Origin of the sequence: Chthonomonas calidirosea T49, from assembly GCF_000427095.1 — a bacterium.
Taxonomy (GTDB): Bacteria; Armatimonadota; Chthonomonadetes; order Chthonomonadales; family Chthonomonadaceae; genus Chthonomonas; species Chthonomonas calidirosea.
Map to the genome: position 1 here is coordinate 1250062 of NC_021487.1, position 24331 is coordinate 1274392.

General features: G+C 54.7%; 18 protein-coding genes. 8 read left to right on the forward strand and 10 right to left on the reverse strand.

Translation table 11 applies throughout. The annotated features are described in order from the left end of the window. The first annotated feature begins 36 nt into the window (after positions 1 to 36). The gene (locus CCALI_RS05255) at positions 37 to 1788 is read left to right on the forward strand and encodes a SurA N-terminal domain-containing protein (RefSeq protein ID WP_016482437.1); all 1752 of its coding nucleotides are present in this window, start codon (positions 37 to 39) and stop codon (positions 1786 to 1788) included. A gap of 153 nt (positions 1789 to 1941) precedes the next feature. On the opposite strand, the gene CCALI_RS15970 is transcribed toward CCALI_RS05255, so the two are convergent. The 5 genes from CCALI_RS15970 to CCALI_RS05275 all read right to left on the reverse strand — a co-directional run bounded on the left by CCALI_RS15970 (position 1942) and on the right by CCALI_RS05275 (position 7805). After that, on the reverse strand, positions 1942 to 2433 hold the full coding sequence (locus tag CCALI_RS15970) for an acyltransferase family protein (protein WP_155850482.1): 492 nt from the start codon (positions 2431 to 2433) through the stop codon (positions 1942 to 1944). Between the two features lie 6 nt (positions 2434 to 2439). Then, positions 2440 to 2664, reverse strand: a complete 225-nt coding sequence (locus CCALI_RS16305) for a hypothetical protein (protein ID WP_156415912.1) — start codon at positions 2662 to 2664, stop codon at positions 2440 to 2442. Positions 2665 to 3257: 593 nt separating this feature from the next. After that, positions 3258 to 3815: a hypothetical protein gene (locus CCALI_RS05265; RefSeq protein WP_016482438.1), complete on the reverse strand. Its 558-nt coding sequence runs from the start codon at positions 3813 to 3815 to the stop codon at positions 3258 to 3260. Between the two features lie 154 nt (positions 3816 to 3969). Beyond that, on the reverse strand, positions 3970 to 6741 hold the full coding sequence (polA, locus tag CCALI_RS05270; RefSeq protein WP_016482439.1) for a DNA polymerase I: 2772 nt from the start codon (positions 6739 to 6741) through the stop codon (positions 3970 to 3972). A gap of 29 nt (positions 6742 to 6770) precedes the next feature. Then, positions 6771 to 7805 carry an amidohydrolase family protein gene (locus CCALI_RS05275; protein WP_016482440.1) on the reverse strand — a complete coding sequence of 345 codons (1035 nt, stop codon included), beginning with the start codon at positions 7803 to 7805 and terminating at the stop codon, positions 6771 to 6773. A gap of 328 nt (positions 7806 to 8133) precedes the next feature. Here CCALI_RS05275 and CCALI_RS05280 point away from each other — a divergent pair, with 328 nt between their 5' ends. Then, entirely contained in the window at positions 8134 to 9144 is a 1011-nt protein-coding gene (locus CCALI_RS05280) for a Gfo/Idh/MocA family protein (protein WP_016482441.1), read from the forward strand. Positions 9145 to 9234: 90 nt separating this feature from the next. Here CCALI_RS05280 and purH read toward each other — a convergent pair whose 3' ends face one another. Beyond that, a complete protein-coding gene (gene purH, locus CCALI_RS05285) occupies positions 9235 to 10839 on the reverse strand; it encodes a bifunctional phosphoribosylaminoimidazolecarboxamide formyltransferase/IMP cyclohydrolase (RefSeq protein ID WP_016482442.1) in 1605 nt (534 codons plus the stop codon). Positions 10840 to 11321: 482 nt separating this feature from the next. Between purH and CCALI_RS05290 the strand changes: the two genes are divergently transcribed. Further along, positions 11322 to 12110, forward strand: coding sequence for a sugar phosphate isomerase/epimerase family protein (locus CCALI_RS05290; RefSeq protein WP_016482443.1), 789 nt, complete (start codon positions 11322 to 11324; stop codon positions 12108 to 12110). Here CCALI_RS05290 and fmt read toward each other — a convergent pair. The 4 genes from fmt to CCALI_RS05310 all read right to left on the reverse strand — a co-directional run bounded on the left by fmt (position 12090) and on the right by CCALI_RS05310 (position 16764). Further along, positions 12090 to 13061, reverse strand: a complete 972-nt coding sequence (fmt, locus tag CCALI_RS05295; protein ID WP_016482444.1) for a methionyl-tRNA formyltransferase — start codon at positions 13059 to 13061, stop codon at positions 12090 to 12092. The two genes, CCALI_RS05290 and fmt, sit on opposite strands and share 21 nt — an antisense overlap. A 53-nt stretch (positions 13062 to 13114) precedes the next feature. Beyond that, the gene (gene def, locus CCALI_RS05300; protein WP_016482445.1) at positions 13115 to 13702 is read right to left on the reverse strand and encodes a peptide deformylase; all 588 of its coding nucleotides are present in this window, start codon (positions 13700 to 13702) and stop codon (positions 13115 to 13117) included. 141 nt (positions 13703 to 13843) lie between these two features. Next, positions 13844 to 15445, reverse strand: coding sequence for a gamma-glutamyltransferase (gene ggt, locus CCALI_RS05305; RefSeq protein ID WP_016482446.1), 1602 nt, complete (start codon positions 15443 to 15445; stop codon positions 13844 to 13846). 143 nt (positions 15446 to 15588) lie between these two features. Further along, positions 15589 to 16764 (reverse strand): hypothetical protein, encoded by a 1176-nt coding sequence (locus CCALI_RS05310; RefSeq protein WP_156415911.1) that lies wholly within the window; start codon positions 16762 to 16764, stop codon positions 15589 to 15591. Positions 16765 to 16967: 203 nt separating this feature from the next. On the opposite strand from CCALI_RS05310, the gene CCALI_RS14910 reads away from it, so the two are divergent. From CCALI_RS14910 to CCALI_RS05340, 5 genes are all read left to right on the forward strand, one after another. Continuing rightward, positions 16968 to 18170, forward strand: a complete 1203-nt coding sequence (locus CCALI_RS14910) for an FhaA domain-containing protein (RefSeq protein ID WP_016482448.1) — start codon at positions 16968 to 16970, stop codon at positions 18168 to 18170. 106 nt (positions 18171 to 18276) lie between these two features. Next, on the forward strand, positions 18277 to 19782 hold the full coding sequence (locus CCALI_RS14915; RefSeq protein WP_016482450.1) for a Stp1/IreP family PP2C-type Ser/Thr phosphatase: 1506 nt from the start codon (positions 18277 to 18279) through the stop codon (positions 19780 to 19782). 4 nt (positions 19783 to 19786) lie between these two features. Next, the gene (locus tag CCALI_RS14920; protein WP_016482451.1) at positions 19787 to 21577 is read left to right on the forward strand and encodes a serine/threonine-protein kinase; all 1791 of its coding nucleotides are present in this window, start codon (positions 19787 to 19789) and stop codon (positions 21575 to 21577) included. Positions 21578 to 21719: 142 nt separating this feature from the next. Then, entirely contained in the window at positions 21720 to 22292 is a 573-nt protein-coding gene (locus CCALI_RS05335; RefSeq protein WP_016482452.1) for a hypothetical protein, read from the forward strand. Between the two features lie 252 nt (positions 22293 to 22544). Beyond that, on the forward strand, positions 22545 to 23846 hold the full coding sequence (locus CCALI_RS05340) for an adenylosuccinate synthase (protein ID WP_016482453.1): 1302 nt from the start codon (positions 22545 to 22547) through the stop codon (positions 23844 to 23846). Positions 23847 to 24331: the final 485 nt, after the last annotated feature.

Below are 24331 nucleotides of genomic sequence, written 5' to 3' on the forward strand. Positions count from 1 at the left end.
TAGCTTCTTGGTGCTCTTGGAGGACACAAACCTTTTATGAAAATCTTCTCTCTTACCAACTTTCGAAGGCTAACAAAAAATACAAACTGGTGTTGCGCCCTCTTCTTCGCTATTTTATTGGGCTTCGGCTTTGCCTGGAACCAGCTCGTTGGGGTGGGGCGAGGTGGCGGACCTACTGCCACAAATAGCCTTGACCGCACCGTGCTCAAAATTGACGGCATTCCGGTCTCCCAACTCGAATACGAACGTGCAGCCCAAGCATTGGGCCAAACGGCCGCTCCAGGCCCTCCCTTCGTGCAGGCTCAAGTGGCCGCCATTGCCCAGTTGGTGCAGAATACAGCGCTACAGGAGCTGGCAAAAAAATACCATGTGCAGGTGACCTCTACCGATGTTGACCGGTACATTGATCAACTGCGTGTGCAGGCCGGCCAGCAAAAAGCCTCCGACTCGGCTTGGGAAAACTTTTTGGAACAGAATATGGGCACAACGCTTGCCGACCTGCGCCGCCAGCTCGCTAAAAGCCCTCAGCTTCTGGCTCAGGCCCTCATTAACTATTTCAAACGACACCAGCATATTACCCTGCAGGATGCACAGAACCAGTATGCCCAGGTGAACCTCCTTACCGTCTTTGTGCCGATTGGTAACTCGCCGCTCTCTCCAGCAAAACCTGGACAAAAGCCGCTGACGGATGCAGAGGCTCAAAAGTTGGCCAATGAACTGCTGGCGAAAGCCAAAGCCGGTGCCGACCAGAAAGCCCTCGCAAAAACCGACCCACGTGTGCGGGTGGTGCAAACGGGCTTTCGTTCGGAGTACTCCCAAGTCCCCGGCATGATGGGCGACAATAGTCCTTTCGGCGTGTTGGGCTACGGCAAAGACTTCGATGCCGCGGTGCATGCTACACCGGTCAACGGCTTTACCCCTGTGATAAAGACCAACGGCCTGTTTTCTGGCTACATTTTTGCCAAGGTACTAGCGCGAAAAACCGTGTTACCTAAAAACTTCAATGCCAGCCAGGCAGTCGCCGATCTGCAGACGCAAAAGGCCCAGCAGGAACTCCAAACTGAGCTATTGCAGCTTATCAATAACGCGAAGATTCAAGTGGTAGACCCCGACAAACAGCCCTACGTGGACGCCTACTTGCTGCAACAACTGCAACAAAAGCAACTTATGGCGCAACTCGGCCAACCCACCTCAGGCCCAGCTCCCACCAAGGCGGAGCTAGACGCGCTGCAACAGAAAGAGAATGCCGATTTTGAAGCGCTCTTAAAGCGCAACCCTAACGATCCCACGGCCGCCCTCATGGTGGCCCAAGACATCGAACAGAACAAGCTTTACGCGAAGGGGGTTACCCCAGCGCAACAGCAGGCCTATCGGCAACAGCTTATCCAACTTTACCAAACCGCCTTAAACAACTACGAAGATCGCGATCTGCGCTTTAAGCTGGCTGATCTCTACGCCGCACAAAAAGATTTTACCGATGCGCGAAAACAGTACGAGCTCATCGCAAAATATCTAGCGGAAGATCCTCCCTACAACTCAACAACCGATCAGCAGTACATCGGTTATTATCAACGCCTTGCCAACGCATTCTCGGCTCTTGGGCTGCCCGAGGAGGCCAAAAAGATGCAGCAGCAGCTAGCTCAGATACAACAGCAGTTGGCGAGGGATACGGTGAAAGAGGCTGCAGCTAACAAGTCCGCTTCTCCCCTACAAAGCAGCGTCACCCTGCCTCCCGGAGGTAAAGCAAGCGTGCCTCTCAGCACGAAGTCTGAGGCGTCTAAACCCTGAGAACAGAGGCAACGCTACGTGTGAACCTCTGGTAGGCGGTTTTTAGCGACAGGTCATTAAGGGCTGCGCCAACCTCCACAAGAAGCGCAAGATGGCGCTCTCGGCGCAGCCTTTTCTCGTCCCTAACAACAAACACAAGGCCTTTCTATCCCCTTATTCCGGCTCCGACTTGGCACCAGTTAGGCGCTGATCCAGAGGCTTAGTCGCCCTCTTGGGCATGCGTAGGTGGGTCGGTAGAAAAGGACGCTCAAAAACATAGTGGAACAGATAAGCTATTCCGACGATCAACGGCACACCGCCTAGTAAGAGCCAGAACCATCCTGCCACCCGACCGCACCACGACACAAATGCAAAGAAAATAGTCGCCACAAGCGGGTAGTGAACCAGATATAGGCTGTAGGAGAAGCTCCCCAAGCTCACGAGCGGTTTCGAACTGAGGAGATGTAGAAACAGGTTCCGACGGTTTTGCTGCAAGCTTCTCACTGTGCCCCCAATGAAGCACGCGGTGGCCATGCCGGTTAGCAGGTTATGCGTATTGTGGATCGCATCTGAAGGCTCTATGACGGTCGCACTTAAGAGGTGCGTGTGAGCGCGAAGTCGTACCCCAAAAGCACACAAAAAAATAACAATGTCAATACATACCATGGAATCCTATAGCAGAGCTTTTGATAGGACGCTTGTTGAAAGTTGATGAGGGCTGCCGCCATCCCAAAGACGAAACAGGTCAAAAGCCACGGCGCTGTCCAAGGATAGACCGGCAAACCGCTTTGGAGGATCCCGTAGCTGAAAGCGATGGTGATAAGGAGAGGAGCCAGAATACTGAAGCGCCGCCATAACGGAAGCAATACAAAAGGAAAAAGGAAATAGATCTGCCACTCCAGCGCCACACTCCACATCGGCGGATCTATGTTATAGCCGTGGGCAGAGAGGTTATGCACCAGGAGGAGATGAGTAAGAATGCCAGCTTTAGAAAGGACAGGGAAGGCCGTATCCCAATCAGAAGCAAAGGGAGGGCGTTGGAGCGTAGGATCGAAAACAATCAGAGCGAGTATGAGTAAGAGACTGGCGTAGTAGGGTGGCAGGATGCGCGTGCTCTTCGCTTAAAGTAGTCCCATACGCCTTTAGGCATATGGCCATCCTGCGTTCTGGCAATAGGCAGCATGAGAACGTAGCCGGAAAGAACAATGAACACCACAGCCTGATGGCCGAAAGGAAAAAATGCGCGTAGAGCTTCATCAGGCGTGCCCAAAAGCGCGAGTATGAAGAGGAGGGAGCAAAGAGCGAGACGTGGTGCAAAACCACATACAGAGCTGCAAGCCCCCGAAGACCATCTAGGAACTCTAGCCGCACAGTCCCCTTTGTTTCCACGGGCGTGCCTATGGTACGCTCATGTCGGCCCCAAAACCCCTGCCCCCTCTTTCCCAACTTTCCTCTGCGAGCTCAGCGCACGCTTATGGTTCAATCCTGTTTCAATCCTCAACGACTTCGTAGCGCCGGTGCCGACGATAGCTCCATACCCCTCCAGTCACCAGCAGACCCAATCCGAGCAGAGAGCTTAGCTCAGGTGTTGACGCGTTTGATGCAACAGTTACAGAAAAGTTCTGAGTTACCGAACTGCTAACCCCATTATCGGTAAAGTTTATCGTATAGCTTCCTGTGTAGACGGTACCAGGTACATAGTTAGCAGGAACCGTCACATCAAACAGATCGCCGGTCCAGCTATCTCCCGACTGGCCGGATGGGTTAAGAGTGAGTGGCGTGTTGGCAAAGTTGTCGGTAAAATTACTTGCAGCGTTCGGGTCCGTGTAAGTAAAAGAATCACTATCTAGACTGATGCTGTTGTTGGGATCGGTATTGGTAAGGGTCGCAAAAAACTGGAATGTTGTTCCCACCGGCACGTGAGGGGATGAGTTTGCTAAGGTAAAGTTCAGCTGTGCCTTGCTAACATTCCCGCCCAACAGCCAAAGCCCTCCGGCTACCACTGTCGTAGCGAGGGCAGAACGCACGGTGACAGGAAATCGTCGCATGATCCTTCTCCTTTTTGGTAATAGGGCTTACCTGTCGAGTAGCTGCGAGTTAGGTTCTCGATTCATTATAGTGCAATTACCGTGCCAAATAGGCGCTTCAACGGCTTTTTTTGGAAAAAAATTTTTTGAAATAGTTTCTTGCTGGAAGGAACAGCTATCGCTTTGGCAATGGAGATGTTACATTCTCCATGTTCGCCCAGTCCGTGCCCACCTTCGCGTCCACCTTAAGAGGTACTTTCAGCGGATAAGCCTCCTGCATCAAAGGAACGATCTCAGCAACACAGGCCTCTATTTCCTCTTCCTTCACTTCAAACAGCAGCTCGTCGTGTACCTGTAGCAAGAGAGCACAATCCTCACGCGCGTTTAGGTGATGGTAGACCCGAATCATGGCTAATTTCATGATATCGGCCGCAGTGCCTTGGATGGGCATGTTAATGGCCGCTCGCTCCGCCGCTTGACGAATCTGATGGTTACCGCTATGCAGATCGGGCAGATAGCGCCGGCGACCAAAAAGCGTCTGCACCCAACCTTGCCGATGAGCTAGCTCTTTTATCTCCTCAATGTAGCGCTTTACTCCAGGAAGTCGAGCGAAATAGGCCTGGATCCACTCATGCGCCACACCTGTCTCTACGCCCAAAGTGGCGGCAAGGGAGAAGGCGCTCTGACCGTAGATCACGGCGAAGTTGATGGTCTTAGCAAGCCGCCGCTGCTCCGGCGTTACCTGGGCTACCTCTACTCCGAAAACAGTGGCAGCTGTTGCCGCGTGAATGTCTTCATCGTTCAAAAAGGCCTGAATCAACGTGGGATCATCGGAAACGTGGGCAAGCACCCGTAGCTCGATCTGAGAGTAGTCGCATGAAAGCAGCTTATAACCGTTGGGCGCAATGAAAGCGCGCCGAATTTGGCGCCCTACCTCCGAACGGATCGGGATGTTTTGCAGGTTCGGGTCGGAAGAGCTAAGCCGCCCTGTGCTCGTTATCGTCTGGTTAAGGCTGGTATGAACCCGATGGGTATCGGGACGCACAAGACGCACCAAGGCATCCGCATAGGTAGCCTTTAATTTGGCCATCTCTCGATACTCTAATATCTTTCGGGCGATCTCATAGCGTGGGGCGAGCTGTTCCAGCAGATCGGCGCCGGTGGAGTAGCCCGTTTTTGTCTTCTTACCACGCGGCAACTGCAGCTTATTGAAGAGCACCTCCTGGAGCTGCTTTGGCGAGCCGATATTGAACTCCATGCCGGCCAACTCATAGATTTCAGCAGCGATTTTTGCAATCTGTTCTGCCATCTTTTGGCTTAGAACGGAAAGATAGTCAACGTCTACCAAAAGGCCATGCTGCTCAATGGCGGCTAGAACCGGCACGAGAGGCATCTCTATTTCATAGAACACCTTGGTCATGCCGTTGGTCTCCAGTTGTCTTTCCAGCGGCTGTTCCAAAGCTAAAATCGCCCCAGCCTCCACCATCAGGCGTTCCGCCGGTGCGAAAGCGTCCTCCAGTTCGAGTCGGCGGCGTAAATAGGTTTCCGCGATGTCCATTAGCGGATAGGCGCTTCGCCCCGCATCCAATAGATAGGCCGCGATCTGGACATCGAAGTCAAATGGCAGGGGACGAACGCCATGGCGTTGCAGCACGATGAGCACCTGCTTTGCCTGATAGACCAGCCGCCGTATCCCCGAGGCGTTAAACAGAGGCTCCAACTCTTGTAGGGAGGCCACATAGCCCCCCTCTTGATCGCTAGCCCCGCCCTCTCCAAAAGACCAAAGCCCTCCGATGGCTTCCGGTTCTTGGATAGCTACATAGTAGCTGCTCGGCTTAAAACCACCGTTCTCCCCCTCCGTCTCCTCAACAGCGAAAGCCACTCCACGCAGTTTGGCGTCGAGTGGGGCATCTCCTTCTAGCTCAAGTCGGATGGCAACACGCCCTTTCGTCTTTACCACCTCCAGGGCGTGTTTTAACGCTGCAGCGTCCCTTATGGGACGATAGGCCACATCGAACCGCTCTTCCGGTGCCTCTTCTTCGCGTGCTGCGAGAGGTGAACTGGGCTGTGGAATTCGCGCCAACAGCGACCGAAACTCCAGATCGCGAAAGATAGCGCGTACTCGCTGCCAATCCGCCTCACTTGGCGAATAGGGCACGATTTCGACTTCCAGAGGAACATCGCAAACGATGGTGGCCAGGCGCTTTGAAAAGAGCGCTTGCTCTTTGGCCTCTTTTAACGCTTGCTGAATGCGGGGCGGCGTTACCTGGTCGAGATGCTCCAATAGGTTTTCGAGCGTTCCAAACTGCTGGAGCAGTTTAGCCGCCGTCTTCTCTCCGATCCCAGGCACCCCCGGAATGTTGTCGGAGGCATCGCCGGTGAGGGCTTTAAAATCGGGTATCTGCTCGGGCCATACCCCATACCGGTCATAGACAGCCTGACGATCGTAGGCCTTCCTCTCCGAAACCCCCCTTTGGGTGATCTCTACAATAACACGATGGTCGTCTACAAGCTGTAGTTGATCCGAGTCGCCGGTAATCACAATCACCTGATAACCTTCTGCCTTGCCTTTGTGCGCCAAGGTGCCGATGATGTCGTCGGCCTCATAGCCGGCAAGTTCCACACAGGGAATGCCAAAAGCGCTTACCAACTGCCTGGCAACCGGCATCTGCTCTTTCAGCTCCGGCGCGGCGGAGGGACGATGAGCTTTGTAATCTATGAACTCCTGTTCGCGAAAGGTGGGAGCATGGGCATCCCAGCACACCATAATGGCGTCCGGCTTATCCGATTGCAGCACCGACAGCAGCATATTGGCGAGACCGTAGAGCGCGCCGGTCGGTCGCTTATCGCTTGTCGTAAGCGCTTGACCTGCAAAAAAAGCCCGAAACAAGAGGCTATAGCCATCTATAAGGATCAGTTTTCGCTTCACACCGTTTTCACTTTCCATCGTTTCTCCTATCTAGGCGCCCTGTCCTTTCACTCACTCTGCACTAGGCGAGCGGAGCCCGTGATGTTGGCGATAAGACTATCCGGCGAATCGGCATGGGGCCAGGCGAAAGCATGACGATAGGCCGCTTGTTGACACCGTCGAAGCTGATCGAAATTGATGATGTCGAGCGTCAGCAGGTTTTCATACTCAAAAGGCAGCCGTACATTGTGCAGGCCGGGATTGTCGGTACAGATGGCAATATCCACCCCGGCCCTCTCACAGCGCTCGAACACCTCGCGCAACGCCTCTAAGGACTGCATGGTGCCCGTGCGAAGGTAGGAGGTGGGACAGACTTCAAGGCACTGCCCTCGCGCGGCAATAGCTTCCAAAAGCTCCGGTTGCCGCAAAGGAATCTGGATGCCGTGTCCGATGCGGTCTACATACGGCAACAACTCTGGATAGAGTCCATTGGGCGTCTCAAAAAGGTGACAGGTGGTTTTCAAGCCGAAAGAGCGTGCGTAGGAGAACAGGTCTATCCACTCCTGCAAACGCCCTGCGTAGAGGGTATCCGGCCCGGCCAGGTCAACCCCGCATACGCATTCCGGTTCAGACGCCGCTAAATCCACAATTGCCCGATTAATGGAGTAGGGTAAGCGGCTATGCATGCACAGAATTTGCCGCAAGATCAGCGGATATTCGGAGGATTCTGCGGCCAACTGCACCGTGCGCACGACTTCACGCATCTGCAAAAGTCGTTGCGTCTCCGAAAACGCGGGGTCAGTTCGATAAAACGGCGTGTAACGCAGCTCCATGTAGAGAATGCCCTCAAAAACGTAGGCTCCTCGCACAAGCTTTGAGATAAAATAGGGCAGATTCTCCAGCGTCTGTACCTGCTCTACCATCGTGTGAAGCTCAAGAAACTCGGTGAGCGTGGCGCGTGGGCGCGTTACGAAACGCTCAAAACTTTCGTAGTCGGGGTAGCGCGCAGCAAGAGGGTGGTTGTGCCGATGAAGAAAGCGCCAAAAGATGCGCGGTACGACGGCACCTCCTAAATGACGATGAAGTTCGGCATAAAGCGGCATCGTTGGCCGGAGAACATCCTTTCTATTTCAAGCGATGGAGACGCCATTTTCGCCTATTTTACCTTAATTTATCTGTACGAAACGGGAAGTTGCCCTCTTCGTCAGTCGTCTGTTCACTACGGCCTCTCTCTACCGTCTATTTAGAAAAACCGGTAGAAGATGGAGCAGCGCTTACAACAATTAAAGGCAAACGATAGGGCGCTCACCTATGTCGTTTTGTTCACACGCAGCTCTCGAAACCGCTGGAGATCGGCGGGAAGCAGGAAATCCGCAGAGGCTTCTATAAAAATAGTGACAGTTTTTAGCCAGAAAGGATGACAGCGAGGACATGTTTCGAGTAGCACTTGTTGGCGCTGGTGGCATGGCCAGCATGCACGCAAACTGTTACGCCAATATCCCAAACGCTACGCTTGTGGGCGTAATGGATATTCGGGCAGAGGCCGCACAAGCGCTTGCTGCCAAGCATGGAGCCAAAGCCTTTACCGACTTCGATGCGATGCTAAAGGAGCTTAAACCCGATGTGGTGGACATCTGTTGCCCCACGCCTTGGCATTGTGAGTACGTAGAGGCCGCCTGCCAACAAGCGCAAACATTAGGCATTCGTGGCCTCTCCACAGAAAAGCCCATGGGGCGCACCCTAGAAGAGTGCGATCGGATGATCGCCGCCTCTAAAGCGGCAGGCATCCCGCTTTTTGTGGCGCAGGTCGTTCGATTCTTCCCAGAATTCTCTCTGGCCAAACGTCTGATTGACACCGGTGCCGTGGGAACCCCTGCGTGCGTCCGAACACGGCGTGGAGGCCCTATGCCACACGCATGGAACGACTGGTACGGCGATTTTGCTCTCAGCGGTGGGTGCGTGCTCGACCTGATTATTCACGATTTCGACTGGCTACGATGGACGTTCGGTGAGGTGGAACGAGTCTATGCCCGTGGATTGGGCGGTTCTCAACTGCCCGATAGAGACTACGCCCTGGTAACCCTTCGTTTCAAAAACGGATGCATCGGCCATGTGGAGGGGACATGGGCAGACCCAGGTGGCTTTAAAGTGGCCTTCGAAATAGCCGGCGACGCCGGCCTGCTGGAGTATAATCACAACCAACCCGCCGGTGTGCCGCTACGTATCGCCTTAGAGGGCGGCGATGGGCCCCGAGCTGGCGTTGCTGTGCCCGAAAGCCCTGTCGCTGTAAACCCCTACCAAGCAGAGCTAGCGCATTTCCTCGACTGCCTCGAAAAGGGCGTTCCGCCCTCCGTAACCGCAGAGGATGGGAAAGAGGCTGTGCGGATCGCCCTAGCTGCCCTCGAATCCATTCAGACCGACAAACCCATCTTTCTCGCCTAAATCACCTACGACGCAACCGCTTATCCGCTGCACAGGGAGGAGCCCCGTTCGCACGTTTCTTGCGCCGGGGCTCTTTTACATCATGCACTTTTAGTGCAGAAAATGGCGGATCCCCGTGAAGACCATGGCGATGCCATAGCGGTTACAAACATCTATGGTATCCTGGTCCTTTTTGCTGCCCCCCGGTTGAATAATGGCCGTGATGCCTGCCTCCGCAGCCGTTTCTGGCCCGTCGGGGAAGGGAAAGAATGCATCTGAGGCCATCACGGCACCCTTCGCTTTCTCTCCGGCCTGTGCCACCGCCAAACGCACGGATTGAACCCGATTCATCTGGCCGGCGCCAACCCCAATAACCTGACGGTCTTTTGTGAAGACAATGGCGTTGCTCTTAACGTGGCGCACAACCCGCCAGGCGAAAAGCAGCTCTTGTATCTCCTCCTCTGTAGGTGCACGCTCGGTAACCACCTTCAGATCGGCACGAGAAACCACAAGATGATCGGGCGTTTGGGCTAATATGCCGCCCGTCACACGTTTGAAGTCAAGCCCGGTACCTGCTGCCTTTTCACGCCAGCCTCGCAGATCGCCAACTTCCAAAAGGCGAAGATCAGTGCCCCATCCTTTTCGTTCTGTGAGAATGGGAATAGCCTCTGGCGTATATCCGGGGGCGATGATCGCCTCAAAGAAGGTGTTCTTACCTGTGATCGCCTCGGCAGCCTCTTCATCTACCGGACGTGTCAGAGCCAAAATGCCCCCAAAAGCGGAAACAGGGTCGCCCTCACGTGCTCTGCGAAAGGCCTCAGCGGCAGTTCTACCCAACGCCACGCCGCAAGGGTTGGCGTGTTTGATGATGACGGCGGCCGCCTCTGGCTCTTCGCTAAACTCCTTTGCTGTCTCCAAAGCGGCGTTCAGATCGTAGATGTTGTTAAACGAAAGCTCCTTGCCATGCAACTGCTTCGCATTGGCAATGCAAGGCTCCGTGATGCCATCGGCCACATAGAAAGCGGCTTTCTGATGGGGGTTTTCGCCATAGCGGCATTTTTGTGCTTGCCGATAGGATAGGGCAAAGATCTCTGGCAGCTCCTCCTCCACCTGAAAGCGGGCACTAAGCCAAGCGCTGATAAGGGAATCGTAGCGCGCCGTATGCGTGAAAGCGCGTGCGGCCAGTTTTTGGCGTGTGGCCAAAGTGGTCTCTCCACCGTGAGCTTTCATCTCCTCAAGTACCCACGTATAGTCACGTGGATCGGTAACCACTGTCACCGCCGCATGATTCTTCGCTGCCGAGCGGATCATGGCCGGCCCCCCGATGTCAATGTTCTCAATGGCCTCTTCCAGCGAGACGTCCGGCTTAGAAATCACCGCGGCAAAGGGATAGAGATTCACGCATACCAGGTCTATCGGTTGGATGCCCTGTTCGGCGATGGCCTTCATATGCTCCGGTTTTGCGCGGTCGGCCAATAGCCCGCCATGTACCGCTGGATGGAGCGTTTTTATTCGTCCTTCCAACATTTCAGGAAAGTGGGTAATCTCGCTGATGTTGGTTACTGGTAGGCCGGCTTCCCTCAGCGCTGCAGCGGTACCACCGGTAGAGATCAGCTCATAGCCTAGCTCATAAAGCCCTTTGGCAAAAGACACCAACCCATTTTTGTCGGATACACTAAGCAAAGCTCTACGTAACGGTTGTGAATGAGCCGTCATTTTTGTTCTTCTTCCCTTCCACGTTGGCACTATTTTGTCGCTGCCTACCCGTTTCAATACTCACCAACTCCGTGGAGCCGGTGCCACAGTCCAATCTCCCTCAAACTAGGGGCAGCTTACAAATTTTCAGGGAGTCATCGCCTTGGATTATACCTTCTCCTCTCTAATTTCTAATTTTTGGTTGGCACGCCAGATCCCTGCGCTGTCCATCCAACTTGGTATTCAGCCGTTGCACAAGGCTAACTGCCTGCTCAGCTGCCGCTCTAGTAAAAACATGCGAGGTGACGTCTACGTACGCAATGGCGCCCACAACCGCATCGTTGTGCCCTGTTAGAGGGATCGAGTAGCACGTCAGTGGTGCAGATGTTGCCTGCCCCTGCTTTTTATAAGTTCCACCTAAAATGTGGGAAAATAGAGAGGAGCGTAGACTTCTAGTCTGCAAATATAGATGCCTAGATAGAGCTTTTGAGAGGGGGAAGAGAATGGCAGCCAGTATTGCCGCCCAAATGTACACACTTCGCGAGTTCACCCGCACCCGCCACGGCTTGGAAGAGAGCCTTAAAAAACTCCACGACATCGGTTATCAAGCGGTACAGCTCTCTGCCGTGGGCGCCATGGAAGGTGAGAATCCAGAGGTCACTGCGCAAGAGGCGCGGGAACTCTTAGATCGTTTCCAACTGCGCTGCGTCGCCACGCATCGGCCATGGCCACGCCTAGCGGAACGTACTGAAGAAGAGATCGCCTTCCATAAAACCCTAGGCTGTAATTATGTTGCCATTGGCGGGCTGCCGGAGCGTTACGCTGAGCGCAAGGCAGAAGGGTATCGTCAGTTTCTTAAAGATTCCGCGCCTATCATCGCCAAGTTAAAAGAGGCCGGCATTCGATTCGGCTACCACAACCATGCCCACGAGTTCCAGCGGATCGGCCCCGGTCGGCGCACCCTGTTTGACATCTTTATTCAAGAGGGCAGTCCCGATTTCACCCTCGAGGTGGATGTCTATTGGGCTGTGCACGCCGGTGTAAACCCCGTGCGGATTTTTGAACAGTGCCCTGGACGGGTGCCAGTTATCCACGTAAAAGATAAAGAGGTGGTTCCTGAAGGCCCGGTAATGGCCGCGGTTGGCGAGGGAAATCTGGATTGGGATTCGATTCTACCGGCGGCGGTGCAGGCTGGCGTTGAAGTTTATGCTGTGGAGCAAGATGTCTGTCGCCGCGATCCGTTCGACTGTTTACGCTCCAGTCTTCAGTTCTTAGCCGGCTATCGGCTCTAGCGGCTCGAAACGGTCACCAGGCTTTAGGCGTACCCCCCGCGCCCAAGCCGCTGCATCCATTCGCCGCCCGCTCTCAGGCTGTACTTCCAAAAGGGCCAGAGCGGTGTCGTCACCGGCTGCCACTACAACCCCTGGAGGCGACTTTTGAAATGCGACGATCGTGCCATGCGGCGCTTCATACGACTGCTCCAAAGGCGCCGCACGCCAAAGTTTGACTCGTTTCCCCTGAATCGACGCAACAGCACCCGGCGTAGGGTTCATTGCGCGAATGCGATTGACAATGGCCTGTGCGCTCTCATGCCATCGCACAATGGCATCTTCCGGTTTAATGGGGGGCGCATAGCTCGCTTCGGCCTCATTCTGTTTTCGACGCCCAATAGTCCCCTGCTGCAGCCCTTCCAGCGTCGCGATCAGTAGGCGCGCCCCGATATCGGCCAACTTCTTCGTGAGGGTGCCGGTGGTATCCTCAGGGTCAATAGGACAGGCTTCCGCCAACAGAATATCGCCCGTGTCTAGCGTAGGCTCCATCCACATCGTCGTGACGCCCGTCACGCTCTCTCCGGCCATAATCGCTCGCTGAATGGGAGCTGCACCGCGATATTTGGGCAGTAACGAGCCATGAACGTTGATAGGCCCGAGCGGTGGCAACCGCAGCAGCGCTTCAGGAATGATCTGCCCGAAGGCGGCGAGCGCCAGAACATCGGGGGCCAGTTGGCGCATCGTCTCAATGAACGATTCGGAGCGCACCCGACGCGGTTGCATTACCGGCAGTCCCAACCGAAGAGCCGCCTGTTTCACCGGTGAAGGCATCGGATGCAAGCCCCTTCCTTTGGGCTTATCCGGCTGAGTCACAACGGCCAGTACCTCGTGCCCTGCCGATACAAGCGCCTCCAGGGATGGAACGGCGAACTCCGCCGTTCCAAAGAAGATCACTCGAAGTTTCTCAGGCAAACTTAAGGCCTCTCTTCTTCCTACATACCTTGGCAAAGCCCATCTATTGGGCGCTACGACCGTGAATCGGTGGCTCCAGCCACCTCTAATTCAGATTCCTCCTCGATTACCCAAACCAACGTCTCCGGGTCGGCACGGTCTATAAACAGGATGCCGTCCAGATGGTCTACCTCATGTTGAATAACACGCGCCTCTAGATCCGATACCTTTTTAACCACCGGACGGCCTCGCTCATCAAACCCCTTCACCTTCACCTCTTTCGCCCGCGCCACAATGCCACGCAGCCCCGGAATGGAGAGGCATCCCTCTGGAGGCTCAACCTGTTCACCGGACCTATGGACGATTTTGGGGTTGATCAGAACCTGCAATCCCTCCCCAACGTCGTAGACCAAAATGCGCTGCGACACTCCAACCTGGGGCGCTGCCAATCCAAGCCCATCCGCATCGCGCATGATGGTTTCCATGCGCTTGATCAACTCCTGTGTCTCCTTGGTAAAGCGCACAACCGGCTTAGCAACCATTCGCAACACTGGGTCTCCCAATTTCACGATCTCCGGGTGCTTTTGCCAAAACTCCTCTAACTCCGGCGGCGGCTTAAGACGATCATCCAGACGCCCCAATGCCTCTTGGTTCTCCTCCATCACTCAACTCTCCCCAATACGTTCTTATCAACCGGCATTTTAAGATTTTAGCTTTGTGGAAAATTAGAACATACACATAATCATTATACTGAGCCTAGTAGGCCAAACGCAACCGTATCGCCACGAACTTGCTTCAACGCACTAAAATCCTACTGCCTCCCCATCGCAGCGAGGGTCGGAAGCACCAAGCAAAGCCCCTGTCTGATCGTCGCATGCGATGAGCTGACAGGCGCTTCCGTGAGCCCACGGGCCAATGGGCGCCACTTCATGACCTCGACGCCGCAGCGCCTCAATCACGGTCATATCCACTCTGCTTTCGATCTGTAGAAGGTTTGCCGGCCCGTTTTCAGGAACAGAAGGGCCATGCGCCCAGCGGGGAGCCTCCAATGCCTGCTGCGGATTCATGCCAAAATCCAGCAAGTTACAGATCACCTGTAAACTCGTCTGAACCTGCCAGTCGGCCCCGGGCGTTCCGCCCACATAGGTCACGCGCTCTCCACTCGGCGTCGGCCGGGTAATAAGCCAGGCGTTGAGGGTGTGCAACGGTCTTTTGCCCGGCTGAAGGAAGTTGGGGCTTTTGGAGTCGAGAGAAAAACCGCTAAGCCGATTGTTGAGCAAGATGCCAGTGTCCTCCACCACTAGGCCGGAACCATATCCCCAAAACACGCTTTGAATAAAGCTAACGGCATTGCCGTCGGCATCCATCACACAAAAATAGGTCGTATCATGAGCCAATTCGGAGTGGCTTTGCGGAACAGAAGCCCTTTCCATACGTATCTCACCACGTCGTTGGGCTGCATATTCCTTATCAAGCAGCTTCTCCACAGAAACCGATACAAAATCGGGATCGCCTAAGAAGCGCGCTCTATCGGCAAAAGCCAACTTCTTCGCCTCTACCATCACATGGATGGCATCAGCGCTCAGAGGCCCCATCTGAGAGAGGTCAAAACCCTCTACAAGGTTTAACTCCTCAAGCAAGAGCAGTCCCTGTGAGACGGGTGGCTGACCGTGAACGGTGTGACCGCGGTAGCTCGTGCTTATCGGCTCCCCAATCCAAGTGCGGTGGTTTGCCAGATCTTCATAGCTCAACAGCCCTCCTTGAGCTTGGCAAAAACGCACTATCGCCTCGGCCAACGCCCCCTCGTAAAACGCTTCCCGCCCCGTGTCGGCAATAAGAGCGAGCGTTTTTGCCAAAGCGGGCTGCCGTATGGTTTGGCCTGCTTGAGGAGGATGGTCTTGGCCGGTAAGCGCCCGTAACGTTGCGGGAAACTCTTGCCATAGCGCCTGCGAGTCGCGAAAAACACGGGCCGTACGAAAACCTACTGGGTAGCCCTGATCGGCATAAGAGATGGCAGGCTCCAACACTTTGGAAAGCGACAAACGTCCCCATCGCTGATGAAACTCATGCCATACATCCACCAAGCCGGGCACCGCTACCGAACGTATGCCGCGCGTGGGAATGGCCCGTCCAAAGTGCTCAGCCGTCGCTGCCTGCGGAGCCTTTCCGCTTCCGTTAAAGGCGTAGGTTTTGCTCGTGGCAGCCTCATAAACGATGAGAAAAGCGTCGCCTCCGAGATGGCTAGCATGGGGCTCCGTTACACACAGCACAGCCGATGTTGCGATAGCCGCATCGGCAAAAGAGCCACCGTCCATTAACATCTTCAACCCTGCTGCCGCTGCCAACGGCTGTGAGGCGGCCACCAGCCCCCGTTTGGCCACAACAATCCCGCGATGTTGCTCCATTTTTATCTCCTGCTCTTGCTAGGCAAGGCCCCATATTAAGCTTCGCCTTAACTATTCTACTCGAGCCGATCGCCGCATCTTATACCTCGCAGCGGAGAACAAGGCAGCTGGTAGAAACAACCTGGTGAGGTTCCCTCAGCGCTTTAGGCCTGTTGGGCAATCATGAGACCTGGACGGTGTCTCCTAGGAGCCTGCGACTTGTGCAGAGGATTCTTATCTGGTTGCCAAAAGAACTCTCGGCTCCAAGAGGGTGTCGCGGTGTCTTCGCAAGAGAGACGAAAACCATCCCCCACTTTGCGATACCCTAACGCACGACCGGTGTAAGGGTCACGCGGCCATTTCGATGAATCCGGTCTACCCGGCAGTCTACCCCTAACGCAGCGCAAGGCAAGTAGTTCCAGAGCCGAACGAGTTAGCAGCGCTTGGGCAATGACATCGGCCCGTACCTTGGCGATATCGGCATAGAAGGCGTGTGGCACATCACATTGCGAGCTTGTTGCAGCAGAAAGGTCTATTCCCTCTCGATCAAGCGCTCTGAGCTTGTTAACAACTTGCCAGTAGGGCTTAGCTTCCAGCGGTAACGCGCCATTAAGGCGAGCCAGCACTTGAGTCGCATCGTCTTTGAACTGTCCTTTTGTTGTCTTGGCCTCACGCAACAAAAGCCTTCGCTCCCCCTTCAAAGCACTTATGAAATCTGGAAGGACATAGCCCTGCCGATAACATGCAAAGGCTTCTCTTACAAACTCTCCGTTTTTGCCCTCTACGGTCAGAAGGAAACGCATGTTTTCAAGGGCGAGCTGTTCGATGGCGGCCTGCGTTAGGCAAGCGTTTAGGCAGGGACTGGCTCCCGCCCTCTTGGCCAAACGAAAGAGAAGGTTTTCGTAGTGAAGCGCCTCGCCTATTTTTCCTTTTCTCACGGCAACTCGACTGGCAGCTACTAAGAGCACGGCACTTCCACGAAATATAACCGATGCCGGCGAGGTGAGATCAAAAGGATACCGCTCTGCAAAAGGAACCGAGGCGCTTTTCCCCGTGGCGAGCTGCTCAGCGTGACAGACCAAATTGGCATGCAACCTCAGCGTTCTCTCCGCCTGACAGAACGCAACTTCACTGGGCACTGCGGTCTGGCAAAAAGCACTCAAGAAACCGAGCTCTCCATTCGCCGACAATGCGCGTATCTGCGCCACCACATCGGCTCCAACCGGTGCACGAGAGATGACCTGCATGGGTGACGTGCAGGTGGCCCAACTAAGGGAACTCATTGTGCAGAAGAGGCATGCCATCGTGAGCATGCGGCGTGATCTCCCAATCAACAACACCTTGCTTTCTCCTTTCCTCATCGAACCAAACCGCTTGCCAACACTTGAGCAGCGGCAATTTCAAACAATAAGACGGAATACTATTCACGGCGTTTCATTTTTTGCATTGTGGTTTCTGCACCACTCCTTTCATAAGGCCTACGTTGACGCCATTGCTCGATTGAAGCTATAATGCGATCGTTATCTGCTAGGAGGCTGGCAAGATGGACATCTTTGAAAAGATCAATCACTCTTTTGCACAATGGTATGAGGGACTTTTTGGTGGAAACGATGATGTGCGCCCCCGTGATATTCTTCGCATGATCCTCACCGAACTCGAGGAGAACCGAAAAGAGGGCTTCGACACACGCACCTATGTGCCCAATCAATACATTCTTGAACTCTGCCCAGAAGATGAAGAGGAGAAGGAGTATCTTCTCTCGTTTCTCGATAAAGCGGAGCTTGAAGAGGCCATTCGGCGCTATTGTCGGCAAAACCGATATCATATTCGAGGGGAGCTGGAATTCGTGCTGAAAGTTCTCACGCCAGAAGAGGTCGAGGAGCGCCATCCCCCTAAAATATCCATTCGTAGCCGCTACAGCGCTCGCATCGGTACCCCATCTGTCCCGATGACGCCCCCAGCAGAAGAAGATCGCACGGTTGCCGCTGTGGGTCGCTCGGGAGAGGAGAGCCAAACCGTTGCCGGGATGGCAACAGCCTACCTTCAAATCCAAACGCCGGGGAAATCGGTCTTTCGTTACCCCCTGCTGCGCAGCGCCATCTACATTGGGCGTTCGTCGCGCGTTGGAAACGACCTCGTATTAGAAGAAGACCCCATGGTCTCTAAACGCCACCTGCGCATTGAGCGCGAGAAGGATGGACGTTTTACTCTTTATGACCTTGGCAGCACCAACGGAACTTGGGTCAACGGGCATCGTGTAGAAAGCCATCTGCTGCAACCTGGCGACGATATTCTTATTGGAAGCACCCACCTAGTGTTTGAACAGGAGACCAAGCCCGGAACGACCGGCTTGCAGAAATCGAGAGCCCCGGAACCCAAAGCAGTCATCGGCCAATTCGGAGGAGCCGCAGCAACGGTGGACGCCGTTCAAACCTCCTCGGCAACGAAGGCTCAGCTACTGCTTCTAGAGGGCGATAAGGTACGCGATAGTTTTGTACTCGGCTCGGAGACCTACATAGGACGCGGCATTACCAACGACATCGTGCTACCCTATCGAAACGTGGCTATTCGGCACGCGCGTATCTTCCTTCACGAGGGCCGCTATCGCGTTGAGTCGCAGGAGGGTGCCCCCGTAAAACTGAACGATATACTTCTCCAACCCGGCGAGGCCGCCGTTTTGCATAGCGGAGACCGTATTCAACTAGGAGACGTGCTTCTCAGCTTCGAGATCGGAAGCGAACTATGATCATTTTGGGGTTACTGCGTTTCGCACTCCTAATCGTCTTTCTCTTTTTTGGACTTCTGATCGTTCGTTTACTCCGCCGAAGCCACGACTAGGGGAGAAATACAACGTGCAGACAGTTGCTGAGCCGATTCCTATCCGCATAGGCTGTCGTACCGACGTCGGCCATAAACGCGAGCACAACGAAGACAGTTTCGCCGTTGTTGATCGGGCCGCTCTTAACGGGCTACTCGATTGTGTTCTGCTTGTTGCCGACGGCATGGGCGGAATGGGTGGGGGCGACGTGGCCTCTCGAATTACCGCACATACGGTGCCAGAGACCATCCATCAGCTTTTGCAAACCAGCCCTCATGAAGAGCTGGTAAGCCTTCTCCTGCAGGCCTTTCAGGCTGCTAACCAAGAGGTTTTCACACGGCGCGCCGATCGCATCGAGCAGCGCAGCATGGGCACCACTTGCGTCTGTGCACTCATTCGCAACGGCACTTTGGCCATCGCTCACGTCGGCGATAGCCGTGCCTACCTCCTCCGCCATGGGCGCCTAAGCCTGCTTACAGCAGACCACTCGGCCGTATGGGAAGAGATACAGGCGGGACGCATGACTCGCGAGGAGGCTGAGGCGAATCGGTATCGCCACGTCATTACCCGCGCCATCGGGATTGCACCCGACGTCGAGGTGGACACCTCTTTACACTCCCTTGAGGTGGGCGACGTGCTTCTCCTCTGTTCCGATGGCCTTACCACCGAAGTGACCGAGCGAGAGATCGCCCAAATTCTCGTCTCCTCCACCGACCCCCAAGAGGCCTGCAATCGCCTGATCGAATCCGCGCTGAACCACGGCGGCTCCGACAATGTCACCGCACTTGTGGCGCGCTATGGCCCCATGCGTCCTCTTCTGCCACCTGAAGAGGAGACCCCCACCGACAACACCGCCAACTGGCGCTATGCTCTTACGCAGGAAACGGTTGCCGATTCAAAGACCGTTTCCAAAGTTGCTAGAGGTTGGGTCGTTGGCACGCTTTTGCTGCTTTTGATCGCCCTTGGCGAAGCCGCCTGGATATACCATCTTTTCGTCAAGTTGCAACATGCAAGGCCTTCTCAGCCTGTGGTACTCCTTCAGCCACCGTCCAAACCTGCCGTGTTCGAGCCCCTAAGCTACGCTACCGTAGCAACAAAACAGCTTGATATGCCGCTGCGCAACGATGTTCTCCAAATCATGCCCAATGGTGACCTTTTGGTGGCGACGCTTCAGGGCAAGTTGATGGACTTTAATCCACAGACGCATCTGCTACGCCCTGTCCCAGTCAATGCACAGATCCCCTCTTCGCCAGAGACATCCGCAAAGAAAACGAAACCCACAGCCCAGTTTTACCTTACTTTAGATCAGGCGGGAAATCGCTATCAGATTCGACCGGATCTACGCTGTATCGAGAAATTCACACCAGAAGGCACGCGCGTCGCCACCAATATCGGCAAGGGAGCGCTCGTCGCCCCCACCTGTTTAGCTGTAGCGCCTTCAGGAACGATCTATGTCATTGACAACGGGCGACTAAAATCTATTCAGGCCTACCCTGCGCGCCCTCAAAGCTCCGAACTATCTACCTCACAAGCGAGATAAAACGATGCCTTTGGGAATGCTTGGCAAATACGAGCGCCTCGATATTCTAGGCCATGGGGCCTCCGGAATCGTCTATCTTGCTCGCGACACCCTTTTAAACCGACAAGTGGCCTTAAAGGAAATAGATGCGGAAGCTGGCGATGTAAGGCGCTTCCTTGAAGAGGCGCGACTGCTAGACCGACTTCATCACCCTAACATTGTGCGCGTGCACAGTATTGATCGTATTGAGGGACACCTCGTCATTGACATGGAGTACGTGCGAGGGAAAAACCTAGCCCAGATTCTACGTGAGGAGGGTTCCCTGCCTCTTGGTCAGGCGCTCGACATTGCCATCCAGGTGCTCGATGCCCTCGATTATGCGCATAGCCTCCAAACTGTCCATCGCGACATCAAACCGGCCAACATTCTGGTAGGTCGCGACGGCGTGGTGAAACTAGTGGATTTTGGGCTTGCAGAGATCCTAGCCACCAATGCCTATGCCGGTGGCGCCGGCACCTATGCCTATATGGCTCCGGAAGACTTTTCATCCGAAGACCGTTCTGACCATCGCTCGGACCTCTGGGCTGTGGGGGTAACTCTCTACGAGATGCTGGCAGGAGAGCGCCCTTTTAAAGTACGACAAACCCGTGATCCCTTCGCTTGGAAACGCGTCTTAGAGACAGAGAGCCCAACTCCTGTAACGGAATACCTACCGCGGGCGATTGTGGATGGCAATGGCGTTGGCCTTAAGCTAGAACGCATTTTTGAGCGTGCGTTGGCTCGCAATAAGCAGGAGCGCTACGCCACGGCGCGTGCGTTCCGTGATGACCTCGTCGCTCTACGTGCTAGCTTGGCGCCTGAGCTAGCCGAGGTGCGTCTACAGCCCCCTCCGGCCTATCCCACGTCCACCACACCAAATGGTATGGCACCTCCCCAACAGCCCCCCCTACCAATGCGGGGGCCTCAACCAATGCCGGGGACCGTCGTTGCTGAGGTTGTGCCGGAACCCTCGGTACCCAAAACCCTTTTCCGAAGACGTCCACGCCCCGTCCTGTTCGTTGCCGACCCACAGGAGGTGGATTTTGGTGAATTGCGAAAAGGAGAAAAGCGCACTCTGCGTGTACGGGTGCTTTCTAAAGGAGTTCAGGGGCCTGTACAGGGATGCGTGGTTCACGCCCCGGAGTGGATAGAGATAAGCCCCATGCACTTTCAACATCCTCGACAAACGCTCCAAATTGTTGCCGATAGTAGAAGAGTCTGGGAAACGGGCGCCTTTGAAGATCGCATTATGGTGGAAAGCAGTGCCGGTCAACTCCAGATTCCTGTGTTCTTGCGTGTACTGCCCGCACGCCCTACGTTTCGCCAAGTAGCTTTCTGGTTTTTGCCACTTTGGCTGCTTTGCCTTTCGCCACTCGCTATGGTGGGTGTCCACCTCTATCAAGAGCCTACCGCTTTCTCCTTTTTACTTCCTGGTCTTTGCATCTCTGGCCTGCTTGCACTCAGTCTCCTTATCACAGCCTGCGCTGCCGACCTCGGAAGGAACGAGCGAGTTGCCTGTCTCGTCTTTATCTGTCTTATGCTCTTCTTCATGGGAGGAACCGCCTCCCTGTGGAGGGAGCATGCGTTAACGCCCTCTCTTCATCAGGCGCTTGTTGATGGAGTGGCACAAAGTGCCGTCCCAGCCTTCCTCCTCGGTGCTATGCTGCTTCTGCAATCGCTCCATTTCCGTAAGTGGAAGCTGTGGGCGGTGGTAATGGCCTGCTTGGGGCTACTGCTCGACGGCATGCTGCTTCGCATTTTGTGGCCATCTACCTAGCTTTGTTGAGATGGTAAGACAGCTTCCTTTAGAGGAGGGAACAAAATTGCCTTGAATCGCTTCCAATATGTATGCTAGACTAAAGAGGTTGTCTTTTCCCTTACTCAACCCAATATTCTCTCGACGAGGAGGTTTTTCGCCCATGATTTCCCGCTCTCAGCTAAGCAAAGCTATCGCCTTTGCTACCCTAGCAAGCGTTCCTCTGTTTGCCAAAGCGGATGTACCCTCGCTCCCCAATACGCCGTTCTCTCCTATCACTCAAGTTTCAACGTTCGATCCCTTTTCCAAACCCGCCCCTTGTCAGGTTGGGCCTATCATTGGAGGCCATTTCGTCCCTCTTAACCTACGATTAGGAGCAGAGCTCTCTCCGCGCACCAAATTCGACGGCGGTGTAGACCTCGACGTGCCCGGGGTTCATTTCGGAAGAGGTTCTAGTGCTCGCATTGATTTCGATGCGATCGTCTCGGCGAATTTTGGCGGGGTTTCCACCCTTTTTCCGCTCACCTTTGATCTGATCTATCACCCGGCCTTCGTCGGCATCCATAACCCCTATCTTGGGTTTGGCATCGGCCCTTACTTTGGTGAGCGCACGCGATTTGGTGGAAAAATCGTCTTTGGCGCCAACTTTACACGGGATCAAGGGCTGGAAGGCGCCGTTCATTTCGCCGGCTACGGCCCCGCACTTTTCACGCTTCAAGTCCGTTTTCCGCTTTAACCCAAGCACCGACCCTCTTTGGATTTAGACAAAGAGGGTCGGTACCGCTACCGTTTTCCGTATGGGTAAGCTTTTGTGCTATAATAGCTCGGCATTGAGGTTGTCTTCTAAAAATTTTAGGTCGTTTGGCAGCCTTATGCCGATTCCAATTTGAAGTTGTCGCCTCCGGATCCCCTCAGGAGGAGGGAAAAGGGAGGAACGAAACCGCCCCGCGCGGCTTCGACTCCCGTGGGGCTGGAGGTCGAGAAACGTATGAACAATCTTGTTATTGTGGGCGCGCAGTGGGGCGACGAAGCTAAGGGGAAACTGATAGACTATTTGGCCCAAGAGGCGCGCATGGTGGTTCGTTATGGGGGTGGCAACAACGCCGGCCACTCGGTGAAGGTTGGTGATGAGGAGTATCGTTTTCATCTTATTCCCGCAGGCATCCTTCATCCGCACCTTCAATGTGTGATCGCAGCAGGCACCGTTATAGACCCGGCCATCCTTGCCGAAGAGATCGCCCACCTCAAACAGCGTGGCGTCGAGTTGCATAACCTCTACCTCTCTGCAGCCGCCCATGTTATTCTCCCTTATCATCGTCTGCTCGATGAACTCGAAGAGAGCCGACGGGGTGAAGCGAAAATCGGAACAACCGGCCGTGGCATCGGCCCGGCCTACGCCGACAAGGCCGCCCGCATTGGCATTCGCCTCTGCGACTTCATCCATCCAAACCGCTTTAGAGAACGCCTTGCAGACGTGCTTGCGCTTAAAAACGCCATCTTAACCTCTGTCTACCAGCACCCCCCGCTGAACGCCGAAACGCTCTTCGAGGAGTATGCTGTTTACGCCGAACAGATAAAACCCTACGTCTGCGATACAACTCCGCTCATTCATGCCGCGGCCGTGCAAGGCGGTGTGCTTTTTGAGGGCGCCCAGGGGAGCTTGTTGGATATAGACTTAGGCACCTACCCCTATGTCACCTCGTCACACCCTATTGCGGGCGGTGCCTGTCTCGGCACTGGCGTGGGGCCGACCCTCATTCACGGCGTTATCGGCGTTGCCAAAGCGTACACTACCCGCGTTGGAGCCGGCCTTTTTCCCACCGAACTGCACGACGCCACCGGCCAATATATTCGAGAAAAAGGTCATGAATATGGCACTACCACCGGTCGCCCGCGAAGATGCGGATGGCTCGATGTCCCCGTCCTTCGTTACTCTGCCCAGATCAACGGTCTTACATGCCTTGCACTGGGTCACCTCGACGTGCTCTCTGGGCTCGATGAGGTTAAAATCTGCTATGCCTATGCCGACGGCCACGGTCGTCCCTTAGAACTACCTTCCGTTGATATTTTTATGGAAAACACCGTGACTCCCCTCTATGAAACGCTTCCAGGATGGCATGAAGACATCGCCTACGTCCGCGACGTGAAAGACCTGCCTTCTACCGTCCTTCGATATATCCAGAGGGTGGAAGAGCTTACTCGGTTGCCCATTGCCATGCTCTCGGTAGGGCCAGAACGAAGCCAAACTATTGCCCTTAAACCCGAGCTCCTGCACGCGCATCGGGCTTAAATTTACAAAAGAAAGCCAATGTCGCGCAGCGCCCAAGTGTCTATCGGTTTTGGGCACTGACAATGGATGCGGTTGACAGCCTTGCGTTGATTGAGTGAGAGGATGCAGCTGGCTAAGAACTTGGTACCTGTTCGGGCCAATGCTGCCGATGTGTTCGAGGCCTTTTGTCAAAAAGCATGCTGCATAGTATAATGGTAGTTGTTCCGTGAGGGCTTTTGGTCTGAGCATAGTGAACTCGCTGCCGCTGAAACGCAACTTGCTGCCAAAGCTCGAAGCTCGCTCTCGTTAGGTCCTTCTTGCGAAAGCAAGATAGCGGCCAGAATGCAGCCTTATGAAGTGCCTGTTATGCCTAGGCTCAGCGGCAAAGAATAGGATTTGAAAACCTGCTAGGGATACGGGGCAAGAAAGCCTCCACGGTCTGCCTGTGGGGGCTCACCAGAGGGAATAAGCGCCTATTCGACGCCCATGTTGGTTAAAGGCCATTC